Here is a 25,228-nt window from a genome sequence, read left to right as displayed (position 1 = left end):
CAGGACAGAGCGGTCCTCCGACGCATTCCACCTAACGCAGAGTGGTCGTCCGGCCACAGGTTAAATCGCCCACCCCGACCCCGCAGGAAAACGGCCCACCGGGCACCCCCGAAAAATCGACAACCACTCCCTGTCGAGAACCGGAACGTCCCGCTCCCGGTGACCGCGGCGACCGCATCGGGGCGCGGCCGCGTGGCCGCCGACACCGTCGTGCCCGCAGACGTCCCGCCCGCGCCCTCGTCATGGGCACCGCCGGGTCCGTCCGCCCGGGTACGGCTCCCGCCCCGGGACCGCCGGGCGAAGACGGACGGGAGGGTGACCGGCTCGATCCGGGATCAGCGGACCAGGCGCCTGATGGTGATGCCGACGATGATCGTGACGAGCAGCAGGCCCGTCACGGTGAAGGTCACCGCCAGCGCCGTCCACCGGCCGGTGCCCAGCCCCTGGGGCAGTCCCGTGCCGACGTTGAACCACAGCGCCGCCGCCAGCGTCAGCCCGGCCGGCAGGTCTCCGGGGCTGACCGCCTTCCCTGCCCCGGTCGCGGTGAGGACGAGCCCGGTGACCAGGATCCCCAGCGACAGCGCCCGGACGGGCGGCACGATGCTGACGCCCCAGCCCAACACCCCGCCGAGGACGTAGCGGCCGAGCCAGCGGCGGTGCCAGGGCAGGAACCGGACCTCGGCGTGCCGCTGCAGGAAGTAGCAGAGGTCCTCCTCGCGCATGCGCTGCCGGACCGCGAAGGCCGCGCGCAGCACGCCGTAGGCGGTGGCACCGCTCTCCCCGAAGTGCCGGTCGGCCAACTCGCGCAGGCGGGCGGTGCTGCCCACCGGCGTCGGGGGGAGCTGCACGTCGCCGATCGTGGTCACGCCCTCGATGCGGTACCTGGGCGAGGGTGCGGGGAAGGTGAGCCGTCCGTCGACCGCCGTGTCCCGGAGGATCACCTCGCCCGGCTGGGTGGCCAGCGTGACGCCGATCGACGACCCGACGGCCGATCCCGTCAAGGTCAGGACCGGGGACCCGTCGGCGGGACTCCGGAGCCGCTCGCCCTCCAGGCCGTCCCGCAGCGTGCTGCCAGTGATCAGGATGGCGGCCCGGCTGGTGACTCCACCCAGGAACAGGCGGCCCTCGCAGCGGACGTCGTCGAGGACGACCTGCCCCGTGGCGGACAGCCGGCGCAGCCGGAGGTTCCGGTCGACGAGACAGTCACGGAGGTCGACGGCCAGTACCCGGAGATCGTGGATCTCCAGGTTGTCCATGACCCGGACCCGGCTGAGGCGGATCCGCACGTCCGGCGCGGCGGTGAGCTGCTCGCCCAGCGAGACCGACTTGGCGGTGACCCGGTTGAGCTCGACCTGCCCGCGGATGCCGGTGACGGTGACGCCGCCCTGGCACTCGATCGCGTCCAGGGAGATCTCACCGACGTCGTGGATGGAGATCCGCTCGTAGTCGCCCTCGGAGACGCTCACCCCGCTCCCCGGCGGGAGGTTACGGATCACCAGCCGCTGGACGTGACAGCCGGCGATCACGATCCCCTCGGCGGCGCAGCCGCTGAGGCGCAGGTCGTCGATGAAGCAGTCGCGCAGCAGCAACGGCCCGTCGACGTCGCAGCCGGTGAGCTCCAGGCGCTCGGCCCGAACGCCTTCGAGGCAGATGGGGGCATCCGCCTCGCCGTCGTCGATGCGGCAGGACCGGCCGTCCGCCGTCGCGCCGAAGACGGCGGCCAGCTCTGTCAGTGAGGTCGGCCGGTGCACGGGTCCCTCCCTGCCGGGGAGCGGTCAGCCGCTCCGGGTGATCTCCTCCACCAGGGCGGCCACCGCGGCGGGGTCGCCCGCCCGCGCGCTCACCGCGCGGTCTATCAGGCGGGCGGCGTGCCCGGGCGCCGTCCGGTCGGTGCGGATCGCCAGGTCGAAGTCACCGGGCCCGCTCCGCGCCAGTTCCGCGGCGGTCTCGTCCCAGACCGACAGCCGCCACCCGGTGTCCGCGTCGCCCCGCCCGGCCGAGCGGCGGGCCGTGGTGTCGCGGTCGCACCACAGCAGGACGGACAGGAAGGGAGCCGCCAGCCCTCCGCGGAGCGTGCGCAGGTCGGCGAGCCGGCCCGTGTGCAGGACGGGGATCCCCCCGGCGGCCCACACGCCCTCGACCTCGACGCGATCGACCGCGTAGGTGTTGCCGTAACGGCTGTGCTGCTGGACGATCCGGCCGTCCCGGCGCAGCTCCGCCAGTTCCCGGGCCGTCGCCATGCGGTAGCCGCGGTCGTTCCCCGAACCCACCTTGACCTTCACCACCGGCCGGTACTCGGCGCGGACGCCGCCCAGAGCCGCGGTGAGGGTGTCCTTGCCGGCCGCGGGCGGGCCGTACAGGATCACTCCGCGCATGCGCGGACCTCCAGCGAGCGGACGAGCGAGGCCACCTGGTCGGCCAGCGGGAACTGGGCGTCGATCCGGTTGTCGATGACGAAGTGCGGGCAGCTCGGCAGCATCTCCGGGTCGACGTCGCTCAGGTAGTCGTCCCAGTTGGCCAGCTTCCACATGTCCCGCTCCGCGCCCCGCGACACCAGCCGCATCCGCATCGTGTCGGCGTCCGAGGCGACCCAGACGACCCGCAGCTCCACGCCGAACCGCTGGCAGCGCCGCCGGGTGCGCCGTATCCAGGCGGCGTCGTTCACCTCCCGGATGAACGGCGCCGACAGGATCACCGAGGTGCCGCAGGCCAGGTTCTCCCACCCGGCCTTCATCAGGCAGGAGTACTCCAGCGGGCGCACCCCCTCGGCGTAGACCGGGGAGTGCCGGTCGTGCGGGTCGCCGGCCAGCCGCAGCAGGAGGCTCTCGACCAAGGGCCGGGTCAGGGTGTCCTTGTCCAGCAGTGCCCACCCGGTCAGGCCCGACAGCAGCTTGCCCGTCTCGGTCTTCCCCGACCCGGCCAGCCCGGCGACGACCAGCATCGTCGGCTGCGCGCCCCCGGCACCTAAGTCGCTCGTCACCACCCGCCAAGGCTCGCACGGCACGAAACCGCGCGGCAAGGCCGTTCGCGAGGCGCCCGGGCCGCCGGTGGCCGGATCCGACAGCGGGGGGCGTCGAATAATTCCGGTTACCCGGTGTGGTCGGGTCGGGACAGGCTAGGGCGAGCGCTCAGTCCCCTGCCGAGAACGAATCGACGGATCAGAGGCCATGACCACACCATCCCCCTCCCCCGGCGCGGCCCGGCCCGCGTACTTCCTCATGATCGCGCCCAATCCGCGGGCGGCGCGGGCCGCGCGGCTGCTCGTCCGGGCCGCGCTGTCCGACTGGTCGCTGCCCCACCTCGTGGAGGACGCCACCCTGGTCGCCACCGAACTCGTCTCCAACGCGATCCGCTCCGCGGAGGCCATCTCGCTGGAGGTCTCGCTGGAGGCCGGGTCCGTCCGCGTGGAGGTCTTCGACACCAGCCGCGAGCTGCCCAAGAAGGGCGAGGGCCGCCTCCTCGACGAGCACGGCAAGGGGCTCCTCCTGGTGGAGGCGCTGGCCGCCGACTGGGGCTACCGGCTGGTCAGGGGAGGGAAGGTCGTGTGGGCGCGGTGCGGTCCGGCGTCCAGTTGATCTCCGCTGTCCGGGGATGGCCGTCTACGGTCTTTCAACGTGCTTAAACCGGTGTACGGATATAGCCTTCTTGGCTCGGGCCTCCCCTGCGCGGGGTCGGGGCGGGCCGACCGAGCGACCGGAGATCACAGGGCGACATGACCGAGCCGTTGCTGCGCGATCTGATCGAGATCCCCGAGCGGGTGCACGCCGGAGACTTCGTGCTCTCCCTCGCCAAGGGGGTGCACGACGACTCCACCCTCCGCGACTACGTGGTGACCGACCAGCTCGCCGGTTGCTTCGATGGTGCCTTGGGCTTGATCAGGTCCGCGGTCGAAGGCCGGGCCTCCCAGGCCACCTACCTCGACGGTTCCTTCGGTTCCGGCAAGAGCCACTTCATGGCCGTCCTGCACGCGATCCTGCGGCACCAGCCCGAGGCCCGAGAGAAGACCGGGTTGATCGAGATCGTCCGCGGGCACGACTCCTGGCTGAAGGGCCGCAGCTTCCTGCTGGTCCCCTTCCACATGATCGGCGCCACCTCACTGGAGTCCGCGGTGCTCGGCGGCTACGTCGACCACGTGCACAAGACGGCGCCCGGCAAGCCATTGCCCGCCGTCTACCGGGACGAAGGGCTGCTCGCCGATACAAGGGAACTGCGCGCCACCCTGGGCGACGAGAGCTTCATCGCCGGGTTGCCCGAGAGCGACGACGAATGGGGTGAACCCGCCTGGGACTCCCGGAGCCTCGACGCGGCCCTCGCGGCACCCCCCGGAGACGCCGAGCGCCGGCGGTTGGTCACCGACCTGACCGCCTCCTACTTCAAGCGGTACGCCAGGGCGGTCGGCGGCACCGACTCCTTCATCGAACTCGACAAGGGCCTGGCCGAGATCAGCCGGCACGCCAAGGACGTGATGGGAGTCGATGCCATCGTCCTGCTGCTCGACGAGCTGGTGCTCTGGTTGGCCAGCTACATCAGCGACACCCAGCGGGTGAAAGCCGAGGCGCTGAAGATCGCCAAGCTGGTCGAGTCCGCCGAGCATCACCGGCCCGCCCCGATCATCAGCTTCGTGCCGCGTCAGCGCGACCTGCGTGACCTGGTCGGCCGCGACGTCACCGGGGCCGAGACGACCAGCCTGTTCGACACCCTGAAATACGGGGACGGCCGCTTCAACATCATCAGGCTTGAAGATCGCAATCTGCCTGCCATCGTCAAGAACCGGCTGCTGCGCCTCAACCCCGACCGGCCCGACGCCCGGGCCGTGCTCGAGGAGGCGTTCGAGCGCACCCGGCACTCCCGGTCCGAGGTGCGCGAGACGCTGCTCGACGCGCAGGGCGGCCCGGCCGACTGGGAGTCCTTCCGCGACACCTACCCGTTCAGCCCGGCGTTCCTGCACACCATGGTCGACGTGTCCGGCGCGCTGCAGCGGCAGCGCACCGCGCTGAAGCTGATGCAGCAGCTCCTCGTCGACTACCGGGACACGCTGCCGGTCGGGCGGCTGATCCCGCTCGGCGCGATCTACGACGTGCTCGCGGCCGGCGCCGACCGGCCGTTCACCGACAAGCTCCGCGGCGAGTTCGAACGCGCCAAGACCTTCTACCTCACCGGGCTGCTGCCGTTCCTGCTGAAGAAGCACCGGCTGGCCGAGGACCAGCTCCGCTCGCTGCCGGGCGAGCACGCCTTCCGCGGCGACGACCTGGTGGTCAAGACGCTGCTGCTGGCGGCGCTGGTGCCGAACGTGCCCGCGCTGCGCAACCTCACCGCGGGACGGCTCGCCGCGCTCAACCACGGGTCGATCGTGACGATGCTGCCCGGGCAGGACCGCGCCATGGTCGCCAAGACGCTGCGCGACCTCGCGGCCGAGTTCGGCGAGATCCGCGTCTCCGGGGCCGACGACCCCCTGGTGGAGGTCGCGCTGATCGGGGTCGACACCCAGGGCGTGCTCCGCGACGTCAACCACGTCGACGACGGGGCGTCCCGGCGGCGGCTCGTCAAGAGCCTGCTGTGGGCCGAGTTCGGCGTCCACGAGCGGGGCGAGACCGTCACCGACCGGCCCTTCGTCTGGCGGGGCACCGAGCGGGTCGCCGAGCTGGTCTTCGGCAACGTCCGCGACCCCGACCTGGCCGACCACCAGTTCGAGCCCCAGATCACCGGCAACCTCCGGGTGGTCGTCGACTACCCCTTCGACGAGGGCACCCACACCCCGACCGAGGACCGCAACCGGGTGATGGAGCTGCGCGACCGGCTCGACCGGCCGCTCACCCTCGCCTGGCTGCCGTCGTTCCTGTCCGGCGAGCGGCTGACCGAGCTCGGCGACCTGGTCCGCATCACCTACATCCTGGAGCAGCGCGACCGGCTCGAGCAGCTCACCCCGACCTGGACCGCCGACGACCGGCACCACGCCCGCGCCCAGTTCGAGGCGCGCCGCGCCGCGCTGACCACCCGGCTGCTGGAGGCGCTCAAACGCGCCTACGGGGTGGCCGCCGCCGACGACGCCGACCTGGGCGCCCGCTCCGAGGAGCCGGTGCTGGCACTCGACTCGCGGGCCGAGGGGATCCGGCCGCCGGCCGGGCTCTCCCTCGGCGACGCCCTGGAGCGCATCTGCTGCCGGCTGCTCGACCACGCCCACCCCAAACACCCCGACTTCGACCCGCAGGGCCGGCGGCAGCCGCTGCGCCGCGCCGAGCTGGTCACCGCCCTCAAGGCCGTCGAGCTGGCCTGCGCGCACAAGACGGGCCGGGCCGAGGTGGCCAAGGGCGACATCCCCGCCCTCAAGCGCGTCCTCAACCCGCTCGGCGTCGGCACCGTCGGCGAGGTCCTGGTGCTGCGCGACGAGTGGAAGATGCTGCTCAACCGGCGGGCCGCCCAGTCCGGGCGGCCGACCGGCGAGCTGCGGGTCCGCGAGCTGCTGGACTGGATCGAGGAGGAACAGCCCGGCCTGCCCGAGCTGGTCGCCCAGTTGCTGGTGGCCTGCTACGCGTTGCAGGACGACCGGGCCTGGCTGCGCGCCGGGAAGCCGATCCCGGCCCCGGAACTCGGCCGGATCACCACCGACATGGTGCTGCGCAGCCAGGAGCTGCCGGGCGAGGAGGACTTCCGGCTGGCCGGCGAGCGGGCCTCGGCCGTCTTCGGGGCGGGGCGGCAGCCGGTGCGCACCGCCCGCGCCGTCCAGGCCCTGGCCCGGGAGGTCGGCGGCGCGGCCGGCGCGCTGCTGGAGGCCGCCGAGACGCTCGTCCTGGGCCTGGAGGAGCACCGGGCGACGCTCGGGCTGGACGACGGCACCCCCCGGCTGGTCACCGCGCGGACCGCCGCCGACCTGGTGAACTCGCTGGCCGGGGTCGCCGACCCGACCCGCCTGCTCAACACCCTGGCCGGGGCCGACCTGTCGCAGCCGTACGGCATCTACCGGGCGAGCCTGGACTCCGCCGCGGAGCTGAACGAGCGGTTCGCCCTGATCAGGTGGCCGATCCTCGACCAGTTGCCGCTGCGTGCCGGGGAGAACGGGCCGCAGCGGGAACGGGCGCGGGCGATCCTCGACCGGCTGCGTGAGGCCGCCGCCCGGGACGAGCACGGCGTCGCCCTGGCCGGTGTGCTCGCCGAGGCCGAGCACGAGGCCATCGACGTCGTCATCGAATCGGCGAACACCGGTGCTCCCCCGCTCCGCGAGTCCGCGGAGCCCGCTCCCGGCGCCACCGACTCTCGCCGCACCTACTTCTCCGGTCTGGAGCGTCGCGGCACTGGCATTTCCATGGTCGGTCCGGACACCGCCGATGCCGGTCGTGAAGAAAACGCGCAGGAGGCCGAAGAGAGCGTACGGATGATCTCCATCGCCCCGGTGGAGGCCGAGGAAGGCATACCGATGATCGACGTCGCTCCGCCGGAGGTGCCCGGAAGCACCGTCCGGCGGGTGCGGGCCGACGAGGTGAAGAAGGTGGCGGCGGAGCTGCGCAATGACGCTGCCGCCCACCCGGACGCGGTCTACGAGATCAGCTGGCGGATCATACGGCCATGACCGAAGCGACGTCCCACGGCGGCTCCCGGGGCGGCGTGCCCGAGGCGAACCGGGCGGTCGTCGAGGGGGCGCTGCGCTCCGCGCTGAAGCGGGCCGCCGAGCGCCGCCGCTCGCGCACGATCCCGGTGGGCGACGAGCGCGTGCTGCTGCTGCGGGCCGCGCCCGGATGGCGCGGGCCGCAGCGGTTGACCGTGCAGGCCGAGGACGGCCCGGTGGCGGCGACCGTCCAGGGCTGCGGCACCGTGCTCGCCGTGCTCGACGCGCTGTCCCGGCCCCGCGACCCCGGCTCCTACCTCGTCGTCCTGACCCCGTGCGACGCCGGCGAGCTGGGCACCACCGTCCTCGCCCAGGCCCTCGGCAACGAGGTCCGGCGGATCGACCGCTGGGACCTGGTCGCCGACGCCTTCGGCCCGCGCAGGCTGGACCCGCGGCTGACCCGCAGCAGCAACCGCTGGCTGGCCGAGGCGCTGCTGGACGCCCAGCCCGCGGGCGGCTGGAAGCGCGTCGGCGGGCCGGTGCTCCAGCTCGACACCGCGCTGGCCCGGCTGGCCGCCGTCCGGTTCGGCCCGGACGGAGCGGTCCCCGGCCGGGACGAGGAGCAGCGCATCGACGCCGCCGCACTCCTGGAGTGGAGCCAGGACGACCACCAGGTGGGCCGGTTCCTGAAGCTTCCCGACGAGGAGCAGGAAGGTCTGATCGGCTGGCTGGAGCGGTCGGTCGGCCCGGTCGCCGAGGTGGTGTTCCGGCTGCTGCGCAGCGGCCAGGCCCACGAGGCGATCTCGTTCGGGCTCGCCGCCGCCGAGCTCTACGCCGCCCCGGTCGAGCGTGACAGGGTCGCCGAGCGGGCCCGGATCCGCGCCGAGGAGCGGTTCCTGGGCCGGAGCAGCCTGCCCGTGCCGGCCCTGCACGCCTTCGCCGAGGCCACCGGCTCGCTGATCCTGCGGTGGAGCGACAACGGCCGCGGCGCCAGGGCCGCCGTGCTCTGCTCCCGGGCCGAGGAGATCCTGGGCGAGCTGCGCGCCGGCGAGCTCGCCGGGAACAGCATCATGCTGGACGCCGGCCTGGACGCCCGGCTCGCCGACCTGGCCGACGAGATCACCGCCGCGCTGCCCGGCCCGTCCGCCGCCGACCTCGGCCCGGTCGAGGCGGCGCTCGACCGGCTGCTGGAACACCGGCGCGGCGGCGACCGGGCCCGCGAGGTGTCGGCGGCCGTCTCGGCGGTACGGCTGCTGCGCTGGCTGGTCCGCTCCCCCGGGGAACGCCCGGTGACCGTCGCCGGAGGGGCCCGCGAGCACCTGCGCTCCTGGGGGTGGGCCGACCGCGCCACCGCGGAGATCTTCAACGCCGAGTCGCCCCGGGCGCGCGCGGCCTACGCCGCCCTGTTCGAGGCCGTGCGGGCCGAGCGGGCCGAACTCGACCGGGCGTTCGCCGAGCGGCTCGCGGCCTGGACCGCCACCGGGGGCGGCACCGAGGACCTGCTGCTGGCCGAGAACGTGCTGGAGCGCATCGCCCGGCCGGTCGCCGAGCGGGCGGCACCCCTGGTCGTCGTGCTCGACGGGATGAGCGCGGCGGCGGCCTGCGCGCTGGCCGAGGAGATCACCGCGATGCGCGCCTGGACCGAGGTCGGCCGCGAACCCACGGGCCGCGAGCCGGTACTGGCCACCATCCCCTCCACCACGGCCTTCTCCCGGGCCAGCCTGCTGTGCGGGCGGCTCGCCTCCGGCGGGCAGTCCGCCGAGCGGGCCGGGTTCGCCGCGTTCTGGCAAGGACGGCGGTCCGCGCTGTTCCACAAGGGCGACCTCGCCGGCGGGCCGGGCGCGGCGCTGGGCGACGCCCTCCGGGAGGCGCTCCAGGCCACCGGAACCGTGGTCGGCGTCGTCCTCAACTCCATCGACGACGCGCTGGCCGGCGACTTCCGGACCGGCTCCCCCACCTGGAAGGTGGACCAGGTCGACCACCTCCGGCCGCTGCTGGAGGCGGCCGAGACCGCGGGGCGGCCGGTGATCCTCACCTCCGACCACGGCCACGTGCTCGAGTACGGCTCCGGCGTCCGGCCCGTCCCGGCCGAGTCTGCCCGCCACCGCACCGGCACGCCGGGCGAGGGGGAACTGGCCGTCCGGGGGCCGCGGGTGCTCGCCACCGGCGGGCACGTCACCGTGCCCTGGGACGAGCGCATCCGGTACCTGCCCCGCAGGGCGGGCTACCACGGCGGCGTCTCCCCCGCCGAGATGGTCTTCCCCGCGCTCGTCTTCGTGCCCGACCCGGCGCTGTGCCCCAGGGGCTGGGTCCGTTACGAGAACCCGTCCCTGCACGAGCCGCCCTGGTGGACGGCGTCTCCCGACGAGACCCCGCCCGCCGTGCCCGACGACGCGATGCCCGACGACGGGACGCTCTTCACTCCCGAGCAGGCCACCGGGGAACCGGGGCTCGGCACGGCCGTCGTGACCTCCGGCATGTACGCCGAGCAGCGGAGGTTCGTCCGCAAGGCGCCCGACCCGGAGGCCGTCGCCGCGCTCGTCGACGCGCTGGCCGCCGCGGGCGGGCGGCTGCCCACGGCCGTCGCCGCGCAGGTGGTCGGCCGGCCGCCCTTCCGGATGGCCGGTCACCTGTCCACCCTCGGCCGGCTGCTGAACGTCGACGGCTACCAGGTCGTCTCCAGCGCCGACGAGGGCCGCACGGTCCAGCTCGACGTCCGGCTGCTGAAACTGCAGTTCCTGGGGGAGCCATGACGGTCAGCGCCGCCCGGCGCCGCGAGGTGATCGACGCGCTGCGGCGCGGCACCGTCCCGCGGGCCGGGCTGGACCTGTTCGCGGTCGGGCTCGACCGGTTCGCCGGCGCGATCGAGGAGGAACTCGAAACGGTCGCCGGGGGCGGGGCCGTGTTCAAGGCCGTCCGCGGCGAGTACGGCTCCGGCAAGACGTTCTTCGCCCGCTGGATGGCCGAGCGGGCCAAGCGGCACGGCTTCGCCGTCACCGAGATCCAGATCTCCGAGACCGAGACGCCGCTGCACCGGCTGGAGACCGTCTACCGGCGGCTGGTGGAGCGGCTGGCCACGGCCTCCCACCCGCCGAGCGCGCTGCGGGACGTCCTCCACGCCTGGTTCTACGCGCTGGAGGAGGACGTGCTCGCCGCGCGCTCCGGCCCGCTGGACGAGGCCGCGCTCACCCGGGAGGTCGACGAGCTGATGGAGCGGCGGCTGGCCGCCGTGGCCCGCACCACCCCGGCGTTCGCGGCCGCGCTGCGCGCGTACCGGCGGGCCCTGGTGGCCGGGGACGCGCCGGCCGCGGAGGGGCTGATCGCCTGGATCGGCGGGCAGCCCAACGTCGCGGCGGCGGCCAAGCGGCCGGCCGGGATCAAGGGCGACCTCGACCACTTCGGGGCGCTGGGCTTCCTCCAGGGGCTGCTCACCCTGCTGCGCGACTCGGGGCACCCGGGGCTGCTCGTGGTGCTCGACGAGATCGAGACCCTGCAGCGGGTGCGCGGCGACGTCCGGGAGAAGGGCCTCAACGCGCTGCGGCAGCTCATCGACGAGATCGACGGCGGGCGGTTCCCCGGCCTCTACCTCATGATCACCGGTACGCCCGCCTTCTTCGACGGGCCGCAGGGGGTCCGCCGGCTGGCCCCCCTGGCCCAGCGGCTCGCCGCCGACTTCGGCGACCCCCGGTTCGACAACCCCCGGGCCGCGCAGATCAGGCTCGCCGGGTTCGACCCGGGCGGGCTCGTCGAGCTGGGAGCCGCCGTCCGGGACCTGTACGCCGCCGGGGCGTCGCCACGGGTGCCCGCCGTCGTCGACGACGGCTACCTCGCCGAGCTGGCCGGGGCGGTCACCGGAGGGCTCGGCGGGCAGGCCGGGATCGCCCCGCGCGTCTTCCTCCGCAAGCTCGTCGAGCAGGTGCTCGACCGGGTCGACCAGTTCCCCGACTTCGACCCCCGGCGGCACTACACGCTCACCCTGTCGGCGGCCGAACTGACCGACGTCGAGCGCGAAGCCTGGACCCCGGTCGCGGGCGACGCCGACGACGTGGAGCTCGACCTCCGGTGAGCGAGGCGGTCGGGCGGCTGCACCCGTCGCTGGCGCATCATCTCGCGAACACGCTGGGCTGGACGGACCTGCGCCCGTTGCAGGAGCACGCCGTCCGCCCGCTGCTCGCCGGGGAGGACGCCCTGCTGCTCGCCCCGACGGCGGGCGGCAAAACCGAGGCGGCCCTGTTCCCGCTGCTGTCGGCCATGGCGGAACAGGAGTGGGGGGCGCCCTCCCTGGTGTACCTGGCTCCGCTCAAGGCGCTGCTGAACAACCTGCTGCCCCGGGTGGAGACCTACGCGGGGTGGCTGGGCCGCCGCGCCGCCCTCTGGCACGGCGACGTGACGGCCGGCGCGCGCGCCCGGCTGCTGCGCGAGCCGCCGGACGTCCTGCTCACCACCCCGGAGTCGCTGGAGGCGACGCTGGTCAGCGCCAAGGTCGACCACCGGCGCTGGTTCGCCGGGCTGCGCGCCGTGGTCGTCGACGAGGTGCACGCCTTCGCGGGCGACGACCGTGGATGGCACCTGCTGGCGGTGCTGGAACGGCTGTCCCGGGTGGCGGGCCGGCCGCTCCAGCGGGTCGGATTGTCGGCGACCGTGGGGAACCCCGACGAGCTGCTGGGCTGGTTGCAGGGCTCGTTCACGGGCCGGCCCCGGCGGGTCGTGGCGCCGGAGGTGTCCCCGCCCGCCGGGCGGCCGGGCGGCCACCCCTCGTTCCCCCTGGCCGAACCTGACGATCCGCCGCTGGGGGACGTCCAGCTCGACCACGTCGGGTCCGTCGCCAACGCGGCCAAGGTGATCGCGGCGCTGCACCAGGGTGAGAAGCGGCTGGTGTTCTGCGACTCCAGGAAGACCGTCGAAGAGCTCGGCGCGGCGCTCCTGGCCCGAGGGGTGACGACCTTCCTGTCGCACGCGTCCCTCTCGCTGGACGAGCGGCGGCGGGCCGAGCGGGCCTTCGCCGAGGCGCGCGACTGCGTGATCGTCTCGACCAGCACCCTGGAGCTGGGCATCGACGTCGGCGACCTCGACCGGGTCGTCCAGATCAACGCCCCCTCCTCCGTCGCCTCGTTCCTCCAGCGGCTCGGCCGGACGGGGCGGCGGCCGGGCGCCGTGCGCAACTGCCTCTTCCTGGGACTGGGCGAGGAGGGTTTCCTGCACGCCGCGGGGCTGCTGCTGCTGTGGGGCCACGGCTGGGTCGAGCCGGTCACGCCCCCGCCGGAACCCCGGCACATCGCCGCGCAGCAGATCCTCGCCCTGTGCCTGCAAGAAGGCCGGATCGGTTCCCGGACGCTTCCCGGCTGGTGGGGAGGGCTCTTCGGCGGGGCGAGCGAGCCGATCGCCCGGCACCTCGTCGGCGAGGGCTTCCTGGAGTCCGACGGGGGGATGCTGTTCGTCGGACCCGCGGCGGAGATGCGCTTCGGGCACCGCCACTTCATGGAGCTGACCACCGCGTTCACCGCGATGCCGGAGTTCACGGTCCTCACCGGCCGGGAGGAGATCGGCCGCACCGACCCGGCGCTGCTGACCGACAAGGTCGACGGGCCCCGGCTGCTGCTGCTCGCCGGGCACAGCTGGCGGGTCACCTGGATCGACTGGCGGCGCCGCCGCTGCTTCGTCGAACCCGCGGCCGACGGCGGCGGCCGGGCCCGCTGGCTCGTCCCGGGAACCGGCGGGGCCTCGTTCGCCGTAGCCCGGGCCGTACGCGAGGTGCTGCTCGGCACCGACCCGCCGGTCCGGCTCACCCGGCGTGCCCGGGCGCTGCTGGCCGACCTGCGCGCGAGCGCGGCCCCCGCGGTGCACCCGGGCGGCAACGTGGTGTGCCGGACCGGCCCGGACGTGCGCTGGTGGACCTGGGCCGGGCACCGCGCCAACGCCACCCTGAAGGCCACCCTCACCACGGTGGCCGACCCGGAGCACCGGACCGAGGACTTCCACGTCCGGCTGCGCGGCGACCTCTCCCCGCAGATCTGGCAGGCCGCCCTGCGCGAAGCCCGGCTCACCCTTCCGCCGGCCTCCGAGCAGGCCGTCGAGGGCCTGAAGTTCCGCGACGCGCTCCCCCGCCGCCTCGCGGAGGCCACCCTGTCCGCCCGCCTGGCGGATCTGACCGGCGCCGCGCTCGTCCTCGCCGAGCCGCACAGGTTCCGGCTCACCGCCTCGCCCTGAACCGGGGATCCCGGCGATCAGTACCCCGAGCCGAGCGATCCGAGGAAGGCGGAGCAGGCGCCTAGTACGACGAGCAGCACGAAGGACAGCACGAAGAAAGCACCGATCGCCTTGAGGAAAGCCTGCAAGGGAGGATCGGGCCACCGCGGGCGCATGCCGGGGTGCACGGGCGGCCGGCCGGGCGCGGGCACCATCGGTGGCGGTCCCGGATACCGTGTCGGCACCGGAGGCACGGGGTGCGGAGGACGGCCGGGGGGAGGCCCGTACCCAGGCGGTGCGTACGTCGGCACCCCGCCCACACCCGCCGGAGGAGGGAAGAACACCTCCCTGGTCGGGCCGCCCGGTGGCGGTCCGTGCCCCGGAGTCCTCCGAGGGCGTGCGGGGTACGGCGGGCGGGGCCCCGTAGGCAGGGTCCGGCGCGGGAAGCGCGGGCCCTCTCCGTGTTCACCGGGCCCGCCCGGAGGGACCCGGCGGGAGGGAACGACCAGTGTCGTCGCGTCGGTGGCCGTCGCCCGGTCCGTGTCGCAGCTCTGGCACGACGCCCGCTCCGGGATGTTCAGGACATCGCAGTACAGGCACTGCCAGTTCACCGGCCCGCTTTCCCCGGCACGGGTCTCTTCAGCGGCCGTCACGACCGGTCTCCTCGTCCGCATCCGCTCGTTCGGTCAGGCCGCCGAGAAGTTCCTCGGTCTCCGGTGTCGGCCGGAAGCTGATCCAGTCGGTGTCATTTCCCGGGGTCCCCGGCGCGGTCCCCGGCCCGGCGTCGTCCCTGCGCGACCGCCCGATCCGCCGCAGGGGAATCACAGGCTGTTCACAATGGTGTTGACGATCTCGTCCATCTCGAACTCCTCCAGTCCCTCGCCGGCCTTGGACGGGAAGTGCAGGGTCAGGTTCCACTCCTCGGCGATGTCCGTCCACGGCTGGACGTCGGGTGCGAAAAGCACCAGGCGCTTGGCCGAGTTCTCCATCACCGCGCTCTGGCTCCGGGCGTATCCCCACTGCTCCATCAGCTCATCCAGGCTCCCGGCGATCCCCTTGGGATACGTGTAAGCCGTGATCGCGTGCGGTGCGCCGAGCGGATGGGCCGGTGCGTCGGTGAACATCACGATGACATGGCGGCGGCGGTCCAGGCCCTTCTCCCACGGCGCCCCGATGGCGAGGGCCAGCGCCTCCAACCCCGATTCGGGGATGTCACCGCCGCCGCCCGCCGCCAGCCCGCGCACGAAGGTCCCGAACTCGTCCGCCCGGTCCGGGAGCAGCAGGAAGTCGGTCTCCTCGATGGCGTCGTCCGCGTGGTCTCCGAAGTCCCGGAAGGCGATGACCTTCAGCCGGAGTTGACTGATGGCCTTGCCCTTCGCCTTCATCACCGCGTCCAGCCGCTGGTGGAACGACAGGGCGCTCTCCTTCACCGTGTCGAGCACGGGCCACATGCTGTCGGTCACGTCCACGCACAGCACGATGTCCACGGCGTACTGCAGGTTTCCGGCGTACTGCCCCTGCCTGCTCATCATTGGAACTCCTCTTCGATCAGGGTTCTCGGTACGGTCAGCGGCCCTCGACGTTGATCCGGACCCGGGACGCCCGACCCGGGAACGGTCCGTCGGCCTTTCCGGCCTGCGGCGGGTGAGGCAGTTCCTCGCCGCCGCGGCCCAGCAGGCACACGTCCGGATCCCGCAGTGCCGCGAGGAAGTCATCGGCGTCCGGCCTGGCCTCCGGCTCGGGGGAGACCATGGCCAGGAGCAGCGACTGCATGGCCGGCGTCAGGCGCTCGTCGACCGACAGCCACGCTCCAGCGTTCGCCGCCTCGGCGGGGGAACCGAACTCGCCGTCGTGGCGGGGCACGGAACCGGTCAGGTACTGGTGCGCCATCAGTCCGAGCGAGAACATGTCCGCCTTCGTGGTCAGCCGGCCGGGATCCGCGGTCTCGTCGCCCCGCAGGTACGCCAGCCACTCTGGAGCGCCGAAGAAGGAGTCTCCGGCGATGATTCCGGGGTCGGGAGGGCTACCCGAGAGGTAGGAATCGTCGAAGTCGATGAGCTTGGCCGTGTAGAAGGCGTTGGCGGCCTTCTGCTGGACCAGCACGTTGGCGGGCTTCAGATCGCCGTGCACGACGCCGATTCCGTGCAGCAAGCGCAGGCTCAGCGCCAGCGTCCGCAGCAGCACCACCTTCCGGCGGGTGTCGAGGGAGTGCGGGCTCACCAGGCTGGTGGTGTCCACCCGTTCCGTCACCTTGTAGTAGGTGGACCCCGCGTGGAAGAAGTCGGCGGCGAGCACGAGGTTGCCCGCCCCGTCAGCGTCGGGCCTGAGCCGTTCCATGATCGTGCGATGCCGCTGCTCGAACTCCGCGCACTCCTCCAGGCGCAGGCGCCTGCTGGTCGCGCTCCCGCCGGAACCCTCTCGCGGGCGTTTCGGTTCCAGGAAGCGCTTGATGAAGAACTCCCCGCCGGCCCTCTCGGCGAAGGCCCACACGCATTTCCCGCCGCCCTCGTTGGTCGGCTCGGTGACGATCCGGTATCCCTGGATGACGTCGCCCCGCTTCATTCCGGCTCCTCGCCGACAGGGGGCGGCATGCGCGACTCGTAACCCAGGCGGTAGTCGTCCCATGCCTCCAGTCGCCACCGCCGCAGTTCGGTGTGGCTCCGGCCGGTCCGGGCCGCGTCACCCCAGTAGCGGCCCAGTACCGCCCTCGCCCGGGGACCGAAGCTTCTCCGCAGTTGCCGGAAATCGCGGTACCCCAGCCCCACGAGGCTCAGCGAGGCGTCGTCAGCCGTGTAGGCCGAGACGCGTTCGGCCAGCAGGCGAGCCCATTCCGCCGCATCCGCCGAGTCCTGCAAAGCGCCGAGCAGGTGGCACTCGAAGTGGGCAGGAGTGTCGACGTACCCGAAGAACCCGTCGGTGGCGCACACCAGCACGCAGGGCAGGTCGAGAAGCAGGGCCCGGGAGTCGACCTCGAACCTCCCGCCGGCGCACAGGACGTTGGTCAGCGGAGGATCCTGGAGCAACTGCTCCAGCGCGTCGGTCTCCACCGTGTGGTCTCGGGTGAGCGCCTGCAGTCCAGCGCGGGGGGACAGCACGTACGCCCTGGAGTCTCCCGCCCACAGCGCCTGGCACTCGGCCCGCCGGCCGTCGAGGCGGTAACGGACGACCGCCATCGTCGTAGGCAGGTCCTTGCGCGCGCTGCCGACCAGCTTGCCACGGCGGTGCGGCCGCATCCCGGTGAGCGCCACGTCCAACCGTCCCCGCAGGGACTCGGCGTCGAACTCCGCGGAACGTCCGACGCCGTCGCGGAACCAGGATTCGACCCCAGCACGCGCCACCCTGGCCCCCACCCACGCACCGCTGCGCGGTGTTCCGCCCGGTGACTCGTAGGCGAATGCCGAGCCCGAACCGCCCGAACCGTCGAAGACCCCGGCGACGCCCTCCCCGGTCGGCACGTGATGGACGAGCAGTGGCTCCGCGTCCTCACCATGCCCTGGCCTGCGCTCCGTCCAGACCCCGACGGCCAGCACGGAGGCATCCTCGTACTGCCATACCGCGTGGCCCGCGACCGGGCCCGTGACCGGCTCGATCCTCATGTGCACCCCTCCTCGCCCATGAGGTCACCAGTCCTCGACCGGCCGCCGGACGCCGCGGACCCTACTCGCTGGCCGGGGGTAGCTCCGGTCCTCGACCGTGTCGGCGGCTCCCCCGGCGGGCTCGTCATCGGGAGGGATGTTCACGTCCGGCGCGCCGGACGTTTCCCCGGCAGAACCCGGCGGCCGGCGTCTGGAGCCGTCGGCCCCCGGCCCGGCGGCCTCCACGGCCTTGCCCCGCCCGGACTCGCCGGGCACGAGCGACCCGCGCAGCCGGCTGGGCCGGGTCCCGCCGAAGGCGACCGTCGAACCGCCGAGCAAGCGCTGCACGACCTGGTCCTGGGCGTCCACCAGGTCGAACGGTTCCCGGTCGCCGTCCCCGTCGCGCAGCAGGGCTTGGAGTGTGCGCAACAGTTCGTCGCGCTCGGTCGCCTCGGCCTTCGCGATCCATTCGAGGGCCGCGCGAGGCCCCTCACGGGCAACGATCATCGCGAGCAGGCCCTCCGCCCCCTCCGCGCGCATCATTTCCAGATGGTGAACGCGCCGCCTGGACTCCAGCCTGAACTCGCGTTCGATGTCCCGGAACCGCCGCCCGCTGGTGAGGATCTCCTCGTCGTCGACCACGAGCTCCACATAGATGTTGCGCAGCCGCAACGCGGAATCACCGGGGAAGTCACGCACCTCCGCGTTCAACGCCTGTTCGGCCGCGTGGAGCTCGGGAATGTCGAACCGGCGGGAGACCATCCGCAGCATGTGCTTGATCGGCTCCTGCAGGGCCGCACCGACATCCCGGATCATCCGCGTCACCACGGCGGCCGGATCCCCCACCTGACAGCTCAGCGTGACCCTGCTGCGGAAGGCGAAGCCGGGATCCTTGCTGAGCAGCGGGATGTCCAGCACCAGCCGGTGCTCGGTGACGTCCACCAGGAAGCTGTACTGGTAGGTGCCGTAACGGGCTTCGGGAACCGGTTCGCCATGCCGGATCGTGGTCGGGTTGCCCTCGTACGGGACGAGGACGAGGGCCATGCCAGGCCCAGGAGCGCGCAACGGTCTCAGCAGCCGGAGTCTGGGGAGCTCCTGCTGCTCCAGGACGGGGTTGTAGGTCAACTGCTCCACCTCTGTTCCTCGGGTATCCGGAATCACGGCGCGCTGCTCATGACCGGGCGTGCCAGTGCCGCGCGGATCGCCGCGGCGGAACGGGAGCCGTCTCTCGCCCATTCGTCGAGGTACCACTCCAGCCTGCGGCGATGGCGCCCCGGCCTCGCCGCGATCTCCAGCAGGATGGCCCGGATCTCGTGCAGGGACGCCGGATCGCGGTCTGCGTAAACGTCCAGGTACTCGCGCAGCACTTCGAGCGCCTGGATCTGGGCGGGCTTGCGGGCGAGCGCCCTGGCCCACAGTTCCGCGGTCAGCGGCCGATGCTCGCGAGCATGCACGAGCGGCGGCGAGACGGCGTCCGGTCCTTCCTCGCCTCCCGGGGGCGGCGCCGACGCCACGAAGAGGAAGACCGACAGGGCCTTGGTCACCAGCGGGGAGGAGTCCTGCGGTTCCGACCATTCGAGCAAAGCTGTCAGCACCTCGGGGACCTGGCCCAACTCGACCAGGCGCAGCACGCTCAGCCCGACCGAGACCAGCCCGTCCCAGTCATTGTCGAGGACGGTGCGCAGCACCTCCAGGGCCCGCCCGGGCCGGCGGGCCCCCAACGGCCCGCCCGCCACGCTCGCCGCGGTCAGGCTCAACCGCCGCTGGAAAGCGGAGCCCTCCTCCGCGGACCACGCCTCGACCACGTCCCAGACCGGCTCGGCCAGTTCCGGGCGGCTTGCCACGATCTCCAGAGCCGTGCCGGCACCCTCCCGCACTGGACGGGAGGAGTCTCCCGCCCAGGGACGCAGGTAGCGCTGCAGCGCATGGTCATGGTCGCTCCACGCGATGATGCCGGCCGCAACCGCCGCGCGAGCCCGTACCTGGACGTCCCGGTGGACGAGCAGCCCGCGGATCCAGCGCAGGATCACCGACCGTGCGCCGTCCAGGTAGGTCCAGGCGTAACCGAGCACCGCCTGCCGCACGTGCCGGTTGCGGAACCTGACCTGGGGCAGTCCTGTGGAGACCCGGTTCGCCCCGTCACGTGGGTGCTGCGCCAGTTCGAGCCAGGAGTGATCCGATCCGAGCCGGTCACGGAATCGCAGGTCCGGGGGATGATCGGACTCGGGGGTGAGCATTTTGTACAGGCCGACGGCCGCGTCGGAGACCGTGAGGTAGCCGCTGTCCTCCAGCACCGCCGCCGCCAGCGCGAAGGAGATGGCCTCGGCGCCCCGGTGCCGGCTGAACCAGCCGTGCACCTGCCCCGCCGGGTCCCGGAGCTCCCTGACTTCGACCTCGAGATCGCCGCCCGTCTCGATCACCGAGGCCAGGCGCACCGCCATCGTCGGCTCGGGGAACTCCTCCAGCAGGTCCTGGGCGCCGGACTCCACAAGTGAGCGGCGGAGTTCCGCCATGTCCTCGGGGCCCGGGTCGGTTCCCAGGACCCGCCGGGCGATGACGAGCACCAGGTCGATGTCGCCGAGGGAGGTCAGCACCCGGCTGGAGCGGGTCGCGACCTCGACCAGGGCTCCGCGCGCTTCCCCAGTCAGGACGACCATGTAACCGCCCGTGCCCCTGACCGCGGCCGCCATCGTGTCGATCCACCGCTCGTCGATGGTGCTCGCGATCGGACCCGCCCGGTCCGGGGGCCCTCCGTCGAGATCGACCAGGTATCCCGAGTCCCGTGAGGGCGGCTTCCAGCCGGGCTCACCCAGCACCGCGGGATCGGCGACGAGATGGCAGGCGATGTCCTCGTCGGCCGCGTTCGCCGCCAGCGCCTCGACGAGCAGGTTGACGGCCGCGGCGTCCCGGCCCGTGCCCGGCCGGGACGCCAGGACCAGCAGGCGGCCTTCCCGCAGGCTCTCCAGCCCCTCCGTGAACCGGGGCGGGCGGACGTAGTACCGCGTGTGCGCGGTGATCTGGTCCCCGTCGAGCCGGAGCACGCCTGCCGCCGAGCCTCCACCGCCGCCGCCCGGAGACCGGCCGCCGACGGTGAATTCCCCACCCACGTTGACCGAATCGTTGAAGAAGGTGAAGTTCTCGATCCGCACCTCCGCGAAATCGCCCTCAAGCGACTTGAACGCGTGTTCGACGATGGATCTGAGCTGGGCGTATTCTGCTCGCTCCGCGGCGCCGGCACGACCTAACAGGGCCTTGAGCGCGCTTTCCTCGTCCTCCCTGGCGTCATTCTCCTCGCCATCGGCGTCCTTCTGCCGGTCCGCGTCCTCCTCTACCGGTCCGCGGGATCCCTCTCCCGCGGAAGCGTTCCCCGGACGGGCCGCCTCCTCGCGCTCGTGGAACCGGCGGGGCTCCTCGGCCCCGTCCTCAGGTGGCTTCTTCATGACCATGCGTCTTCCATGTGTTCTGCGTTCCGGCCGGAGCCGGAGGGGTCCGGTTCAGGAGTTGCCGATCCTCAGGTCGCCGGTGACCTCGACCTTCTCGTTGAACACCTGAGCGTTCTTGATCGTCTTAGCGTTGATCGTGACTCCACGGCCCGTGCTTTCGGCCTTCGGCTCCGGCCTCACCAGACGTCTCACCTCGACCGCGAAAGAATCGTCCCGCACCAGGTAAGCCATGATCACGCGCCGCAGCCGCTCGAGCATCTCGGAGTCGCCCGGGTTCCTTTCGACCCAGGCGAGCGCGGCCTCGTCGGCCCGGTCGTCGCTGAGCCGGACGCGCACTCGCTCGACCAGTTCGCTTCGGGGACCGGATCCGGCTTCCCCGGTGCGGCCCGCCCGTACGGCCTCCGCGATGAGCCGTACGGCGTCGGCCGCGAGTGTCTCGGTCCCGTTGTCTCCGGCATGGTCGTCGGGTGTCGTCATGTTCGCTCCGGTCTGATCAGGTGGCAGGTGGAGAGCGTCGTCCTCGTCAAGGATCTGCTGGTGGAGCCGGACGAGCCCGGGGCCGGGGTCGCTCCCGATCTCGTCGACCAGTCGCTGCCGGACGATCTGGTAGGTCTGCAACGCCTCGGCCCGGCGGCCGGCCCGGTAGTAGGCGAGCATGAGCATGCAGGCGATCTGCTCGTCGGGTGGATCGACGCCGACCAGATGCGCCAGTTCGGGAATGAGCCGGTCGTGTTCGCCGCACCTCAATTCCGCGCCCAGACAGGCGATCAAGGTGCTGCGGTGCTCCTCCCGCAGGGTGTGGCGGTAGTTGGCCGCCCAGCGGCCAGGCAGCCCCGCCAGAGGTTCACCTCCCTGCGTGCCGACCGCCTCGGCGGGCCACTGCGCGAGTGCCGCCCGGTAGAGCCGGACGGCCTCGATCCCGGCCTCCCTGCCGGCGTTCCGGTCGAGTTCGCGCGCGGACTCGACCAGGTCGTGGAAACGGTGCAGGTCGACCTGCCGCCGATCGACGACGGCCCGGTACCCGCCGTCATGCCTCGGGAGCATCCCGCCATCTCCACCCACGTGCCGGCGCAGTTTGTTGAGATAGGAGTGCACCAGGTCCCGGCAGGTCCCCGGAGGGTTCTCGTCCCACATCCGGTCGATCAGCCGCTCAGTACTCACGGCATGGCCCCCGGCGACCAGCAGCACCGCCAGGAGCAGGCGCTCCCTCAGGTGCCCCAGGTCGAGACGCCGGCCGTCCGACCTGGCCTCGACCGGACCCAGCAGGCGAAACTCCACGATCCCGCACGCTGGATGCTCGAATATCTCCATGGATGGTCCCTCAGGGGTCACGTGGAACGCGGTGGGCGATCAGGAAAGCGCTGTGGGGGCCACGGCCCGGTCGAAGCATGCCAGAGACCTCCCGGGTTTCGTCCCGAAAATCCACCAGAACTCCACCTAGAACGGAATTCGATCCTCGATCTCGACAGGACACAGCGCCATATCGAGAAACGAAAGGTCGACGACGATGGACGCCATCAAGAAGCTGGAGCACGGCACGGCCTGGACCAAGAGTTCGTGGAGCGAAGGGGCCGACGACTGCGTCGAGATCGCCATCACTCCTGTGGTCGGGCTGCGCGACTCCAAGGACCCGGACGGCCCGACCCTGTGTTTCAACAGGTCGGAATGGATCGCCTTCCTGAAGGGCGCCAAGGCCGGCGAGTTCGACATCGCTTGATTCACAGCGATTCAGGTGTGGGGCTTTCCGGTCGCGCGGCCGGAAAGCCCCACACCACCCCCGCCGGGTCCTCGGCATGTTCGTCACTCCCCCGCCTGGACCTCGGCCCGCAGGTCGGTCAGGAACGCCCGGGCCTCATCGCCGAAGATCGCCATCTGCTGAAGCAGCGACCACCGGTTCCGGTAGAGCTCCACGTCCTCCGGGTCGTTCACGGTCAGCTTCGCGTGGATCGCCTCCACGGTGACGAACGGCGCGTCGTCGTCGGGCCCTCCGTAGATGACGAATCCGTGGGAGACGAAGGTGACCGCCTGGGCCCGGTACGGAATGAGTCCGACGCGGACGTTCTCCAGAGTGCTCAGCGACGCGACCCGGTCGAGCTGCGCGGCCAGCAGCCTCGCCGGACCCGGCCGCCACCGTAGCGCGGCCTCCGTGATCAGAAACTCGAAGCGTTTGCCCTCCTCGTACAGGATGAGCTGGCGGTCCAGCCGGCCGGCGACGGCGGCCGCGATCTCTTCCTCGGTGTAGGGAACCTCCCGGAAAAGCGAGAACACCCGGCGGGAGTACTCCGCGGTCTGCAGCAGGCCGGGAACGACGGAGGGCTGGAAGGAGCACGAGAGGCGAGCCCCGGCCTCCCGCGCCCGGACCTCCCCCTGCAGGTGGGGCTTGTTCCGCAGGGATGTGCGCCAGGTGCGCACCTCGGTGAAGACCCCCTCGGTGGTGGCGACCAGCCATTCGCGGGTCTCGGCCGGCGCATCCACCGCCTCGCTCCAGGCCGTCACCTCCGGCAGCGTGGGCAGCGTGGCGCCCGACTCGATGCGCGACACCTTGGACTGGCTGATTCCGATCCGTCGCGACAGCTCACGACCGGACATGCCGGAAAGATCGCGCAGGCGCCGCAACTCGGCCGCCAGCCGCCGGCGCTTGGCGTCCGCCCCCTCACGGCCACCGGACATCGCACCCCTCACCACTCGAACCGACCCCCGGATGACATCGACCCAGAACAATGCCGAATGATGCAGGATGATGCCACTCGTTCCACACGCCGTCAAACCGGAGATCAACGAAGTATCACCTGATACGACGTGGAGACTCTTACTGTTGAGCCAGAGGATGAGAGCGAAGCAAGTTGGATTGATTCAGCCCCAACCAGATCTGTGAGCAGGGCCCCGGACCCCAGACCACCCGCCCGAGCACCGGACACGGGGGCGGCGACAAGGAGCGTGCGCCTTCCGGGGACAACCCGATACACCCACCACGGACCAATTAAAAAAATTCCAGAAATAAGACCCCACCCGAACAGGAACAATCGCCCATCCAAGGAATCCAGGGATGCCAAGAATCAGCTCCGGCCGATATGTAATCTTTACGTGCGATATCGCATCCTATAATTCCCCACAGCGAAGCGACCACGTCCGACTTCATCTTCGCGAAGAGCTGCACAAGCGGTTGCGCCGAAGTTTCGAGGAGTCGCACATCCCATTCGGCATGTGCTATCTCGAAGGTTATGGAGACGGCGTAATGGTCATTCCTCCCGCCGGAACTCCAGCTAGCCGGATGATCTCTCCACTGGCCGAACAGTTGGACGCCGAGCTCCGGCGGCAGCACGAGGTGGCCAGCCCGGTGGCCCGGATCCGGCTGCGCGCAGCGCTGCACATCGGTGAGGTGCACTCCGACGACCATGGCATCGCCGGAGCCGCAGTGAATCACGCTTTTCGCCTGCTGGAGGCCCCCAGCTTCAAACAGATCTCCGGTGACTCGAGAGCCCGGCTGGCCCTGATCGTGTCCCAGCTCCTACATGACGACGTCGTACGGCATGCGGTAGGTCTCGTCAACCCCGCGAACTACCGCCAGATCATCGTCGAGAACAAGGAGACCAGGACCACCGGCTGGATACGGCTGCTCGGCACGCCGGGCGAGGACCGGACACCCGACCCACCCGCAGACCATCCGATCCCACCGGAAAAGTTGATGAACGCCGTCGAACGGCTGCTTGAGCTGCCCATCATGAAGAGCGGGCAGGGCCGCGATCTCGTAGTCGGCGCGCTCGGCGACGACATCGCGCGGTCGGTTCCCCGGCAGCCCGAAGATCGCCTGGACGTCTACTGCATCCTTGACACCTGCCTGGACCGGCCGGGCGCCCTACGGAAGCTCCTCGATGTCCTCGACCGCTGGGAGCACGGCTCCCCCGCTCTGCGCGAAGCCGAGCGGGTCATCACCCTCACGCTCGGCCAGTCGCCCGTGTGACCCTGGTCCCCACAGGCTCGCCCGTAGATCGTCCCATGCCGGGATGCTCCGCCGGGCGGTCAGTCGTGTTGGAGGATCTCCTCCAGGACCAGGCTGGTGCCGATGCCGACCAGCCAGACGTCCTTGGCCAGGAGGATGCCCTGCTGGGACGGGCGCAGGCTGCCCGCCACCCGCATGCCGGGCGTCCTGAGGTAGAGGCCGACCAGGCCGGCGCTGAAGGCGGTGAGCGCGAGGCCCACCGGCAGTGACGGGATGACGGGGATCAGCAGTGCGGTGCCCAGGGCCATCTCGGTCCTGGAGAGCAGTTCGGTGAACCGCCGTGGCTCCAGTTGGCCCAGGAAGGGGTAGGTTCCGGCCGCCATGCCGTGCAGTCCGCCGGCGGTCTCCTCGTCGGCGCCCTGCTTCGAGAGGCCGGAGTTCAGGATGAACATCCCGGCCACCAGGCGGGCCGGGATCTGGTGGGGGCGGGCCGTCAGGCGCATGGTCACTCCTTCGGGACGGGGTCCTCGGTGGCACCCTGCCC

18 protein-coding genes are annotated in these 25,228 nt (G+C 72.0%); 7 read left to right on the top strand and 11 right to left on the bottom strand.

The genetic code is table 11. From position 1 onward, the window contains the following. Positions 1–335 precede the first annotated feature (335 nt). From DPM19_RS09335 to DPM19_RS09325, 3 genes are read right to left on the bottom strand one after another with little or no spacing between them, the layout of a single operon-like run. Positions 336–1,751: a hypothetical protein gene (locus tag DPM19_RS09335; RefSeq protein ID WP_111864839.1), complete on the bottom strand. Its 1,416-nt coding sequence runs from the start codon at positions 1,749–1,751 to the stop codon at positions 336–338. 24 nt (positions 1,752–1,775) lie between these two features. Then, positions 1,776–2,375: a guanylate kinase gene (locus DPM19_RS09330; RefSeq protein WP_111864836.1), complete on the bottom strand. Its 600-nt coding sequence runs from the start codon at positions 2,373–2,375 to the stop codon at positions 1,776–1,778. Further along, entirely contained in the window at positions 2,363–2,983 is a 621-nt protein-coding gene (locus tag DPM19_RS09325; RefSeq protein ID WP_233510006.1) for an AAA family ATPase, read from the bottom strand. Before DPM19_RS09325 ends, DPM19_RS09330 begins: the two co-directional genes overlap by 13 nt. Positions 2,984–3,167: 184 nt before the next feature. Here DPM19_RS09325 and DPM19_RS09320 point away from each other — a divergent pair, with 184 nt between their 5' ends. The 5 genes from DPM19_RS09320 (at position 3,168) to DPM19_RS09300 (ending at position 13,747) form a co-directional block, all read left to right on the top strand. After that, complete coding sequence (locus DPM19_RS09320) at positions 3,168–3,575, top strand: ATP-binding protein (protein ID WP_199484939.1); 408 nt, start codon at positions 3,168–3,170, stop codon at positions 3,573–3,575. A gap of 137 nt (positions 3,576–3,712) precedes the next feature. Continuing rightward, entirely contained in the window at positions 3,713–7,564 is a 3,852-nt protein-coding gene (locus DPM19_RS09315; protein WP_111864830.1) for a phage resistance protein, read from the top strand. Continuing rightward, the gene (gene pglZ, locus DPM19_RS09310) at positions 7,561–10,293 is read left to right on the top strand and encodes a BREX-2 system phosphatase PglZ (protein ID WP_111864827.1); all 2,733 of its coding nucleotides are present in this window, start codon (positions 7,561–7,563) and stop codon (positions 10,291–10,293) included. Before DPM19_RS09315 ends, pglZ begins: the two co-directional genes overlap by 4 nt. After that, positions 10,290–11,606 carry a BREX system ATP-binding protein BrxD gene (brxD, locus tag DPM19_RS09305; protein ID WP_111864824.1) on the top strand — a complete coding sequence of 439 codons (1,317 nt, stop codon included), beginning with the start codon at positions 10,290–10,292 and terminating at the stop codon, positions 11,604–11,606. The genes pglZ and brxD overlap by 4 nt, the downstream gene beginning before the upstream one ends. Beyond that, positions 11,603–13,747, top strand: a complete 2,145-nt coding sequence (locus DPM19_RS09300; protein WP_111864821.1) for a DEAD/DEAH box helicase — start codon at positions 11,603–11,605, stop codon at positions 13,745–13,747. The genes brxD and DPM19_RS09300 overlap by 4 nt, the downstream gene beginning before the upstream one ends. Before the next feature lie 800 nt (positions 13,748–14,547). On the opposite strand, the gene DPM19_RS09290 is transcribed toward DPM19_RS09300, so the two are convergent. Genes DPM19_RS09290 through DPM19_RS09265 form a run of 6 tightly spaced genes read right to left on the bottom strand, consistent with a single transcriptional unit; the run spans position 14,548 to position 22,022 of the window. Continuing rightward, positions 14,548–15,258 (bottom strand): vWA domain-containing protein, encoded by a 711-nt coding sequence (locus DPM19_RS09290; protein ID WP_233510005.1) that lies wholly within the window; start codon positions 15,256–15,258, stop codon positions 14,548–14,550. Between the two features lie 34 nt (positions 15,259–15,292). Further along, positions 15,293–16,288: a protein kinase domain-containing protein gene (locus DPM19_RS09285; RefSeq protein WP_111864816.1), complete on the bottom strand. Its 996-nt coding sequence runs from the start codon at positions 16,286–16,288 to the stop codon at positions 15,293–15,295. After that, complete coding sequence (locus tag DPM19_RS09280) at positions 16,285–17,322, bottom strand: hypothetical protein (RefSeq protein WP_199484938.1); 1,038 nt, start codon at positions 17,320–17,322, stop codon at positions 16,285–16,287. The genes DPM19_RS09285 and DPM19_RS09280 overlap by 4 nt, the downstream gene beginning before the upstream one ends. 24 nt (positions 17,323–17,346) lie before the next feature. After that, the gene (locus tag DPM19_RS09275; protein ID WP_146778789.1) at positions 17,347–18,435 is read right to left on the bottom strand and encodes a hypothetical protein; all 1,089 of its coding nucleotides are present in this window, start codon (positions 18,433–18,435) and stop codon (positions 17,347–17,349) included. A 23-nt stretch (positions 18,436–18,458) separates the two neighbouring features. Then, complete coding sequence (locus tag DPM19_RS09270; RefSeq protein ID WP_146778788.1) at positions 18,459–20,741, bottom strand: hypothetical protein; 2,283 nt, start codon at positions 20,739–20,741, stop codon at positions 18,459–18,461. Positions 20,742–20,795: 54 nt separating this feature from the next. Continuing rightward, the gene (locus DPM19_RS09265) at positions 20,796–22,022 is read right to left on the bottom strand and encodes an AfsR/SARP family transcriptional regulator (RefSeq protein ID WP_158566736.1); all 1,227 of its coding nucleotides are present in this window, start codon (positions 22,020–22,022) and stop codon (positions 20,796–20,798) included. Positions 22,023–22,251: 229 nt separating this feature from the next. On the opposite strand from DPM19_RS09265, the gene DPM19_RS09260 reads away from it, so the two are divergent. Beyond that, complete coding sequence (locus DPM19_RS09260) at positions 22,252–22,461, top strand: DUF397 domain-containing protein (protein WP_111864806.1); 210 nt, start codon at positions 22,252–22,254, stop codon at positions 22,459–22,461. Between the two features lie 83 nt (positions 22,462–22,544). Here the strand turns inward: DPM19_RS09260 and DPM19_RS09255 are convergent, their stop codons facing one another. Continuing rightward, positions 22,545–23,414, bottom strand: coding sequence for a helix-turn-helix domain-containing protein (locus tag DPM19_RS09255; RefSeq protein ID WP_111864803.1), 870 nt, complete (start codon positions 23,412–23,414; stop codon positions 22,545–22,547). A gap of 601 nt (positions 23,415–24,015) precedes the next feature. Here DPM19_RS09255 and DPM19_RS09250 point away from each other — a divergent pair. After that, entirely contained in the window at positions 24,016–24,705 is a 690-nt protein-coding gene (locus tag DPM19_RS09250; protein ID WP_111864801.1) for an effector-associated domain 2-containing protein, read from the top strand. 59 nt (positions 24,706–24,764) lie between these two features. Here the strand turns inward: DPM19_RS09250 and DPM19_RS09245 are convergent, their stop codons facing one another. Next, positions 24,765–25,187, bottom strand: coding sequence for a hypothetical protein (locus DPM19_RS09245; RefSeq protein WP_111864798.1), 423 nt, complete (start codon positions 25,185–25,187; stop codon positions 24,765–24,767). Between the last annotated feature and the right edge of the window lie 41 nt (positions 25,188–25,228).

The sequence above is a fragment of the Actinomadura craniellae genome (assembly GCF_003289645.1).
In the GTDB taxonomy this organism is placed as follows: domain Bacteria; phylum Actinomycetota; class Actinomycetes; order Streptosporangiales; family Streptosporangiaceae; genus Actinomadura_D; species Actinomadura_D craniellae.
Note: the sequence above shows the minus strand (reverse complement) of the source record. Positions and strands in the feature narration are given on the sequence as shown.

What these genes read in the sequence shown, in the direction of transcription:
- DPM19_RS09330 (WP_111864836.1), bottom strand. Translation starts at nt 2,375, where the DNA reads ATGCGCGGAGTGATCCTGTACGGCCCGCCCGCGGCCGGCAAGGACACC.
- DPM19_RS09320 (WP_199484939.1), top strand. Translation starts at nt 3,168, where the DNA reads ATGACCACACCATCCCCCTCCCCCGGCGCGGCCCGGCCCGCGTACTTC.
- DPM19_RS09315 (WP_111864830.1), top strand. Translation starts at nt 3,713, where the DNA reads ATGACCGAGCCGTTGCTGCGCGATCTGATCGAGATCCCCGAGCGGGTG.
- pglZ (WP_111864827.1), top strand. Translation starts at nt 7,561, where the DNA reads ATGACCGAAGCGACGTCCCACGGCGGCTCCCGGGGCGGCGTGCCCGAG.
- brxD (WP_111864824.1), top strand. Translation starts at nt 10,290, where the DNA reads ATGACGGTCAGCGCCGCCCGGCGCCGCGAGGTGATCGACGCGCTGCGG.
- DPM19_RS09290 (WP_233510005.1), bottom strand. Translation starts at nt 15,258, where the DNA reads ATGATGAGCAGGCAGGGGCAGTACGCCGGAAACCTGCAGTACGCCGTG.
- DPM19_RS09285 (WP_111864816.1), bottom strand. Translation starts at nt 16,288, where the DNA reads ATGAAGCGGGGCGACGTCATCCAGGGATACCGGATCGTCACCGAGCCG.
- DPM19_RS09280 (WP_199484938.1), bottom strand. Translation starts at nt 17,322, where the DNA reads ATGAGGATCGAGCCGGTCACGGGCCCGGTCGCGGGCCACGCGGTATGG.
- DPM19_RS09270 (WP_146778788.1), bottom strand. Translation starts at nt 20,741, where the DNA reads ATGAAGAAGCCACCTGAGGACGGGGCCGAGGAGCCCCGCCGGTTCCAC.
- DPM19_RS09260 (WP_111864806.1), top strand. Translation starts at nt 22,252, where the DNA reads ATGGACGCCATCAAGAAGCTGGAGCACGGCACGGCCTGGACCAAGAGT.
- DPM19_RS09255 (WP_111864803.1), bottom strand. Translation starts at nt 23,414, where the DNA reads ATGTCCGGTGGCCGTGAGGGGGCGGACGCCAAGCGCCGGCGGCTGGCG.
- DPM19_RS09250 (WP_111864801.1), top strand. Translation starts at nt 24,016, where the DNA reads ATGATCTCTCCACTGGCCGAACAGTTGGACGCCGAGCTCCGGCGGCAG.
- DPM19_RS09245 (WP_111864798.1), bottom strand. Translation starts at nt 25,187, where the DNA reads ATGCGCCTGACGGCCCGCCCCCACCAGATCCCGGCCCGCCTGGTGGCC.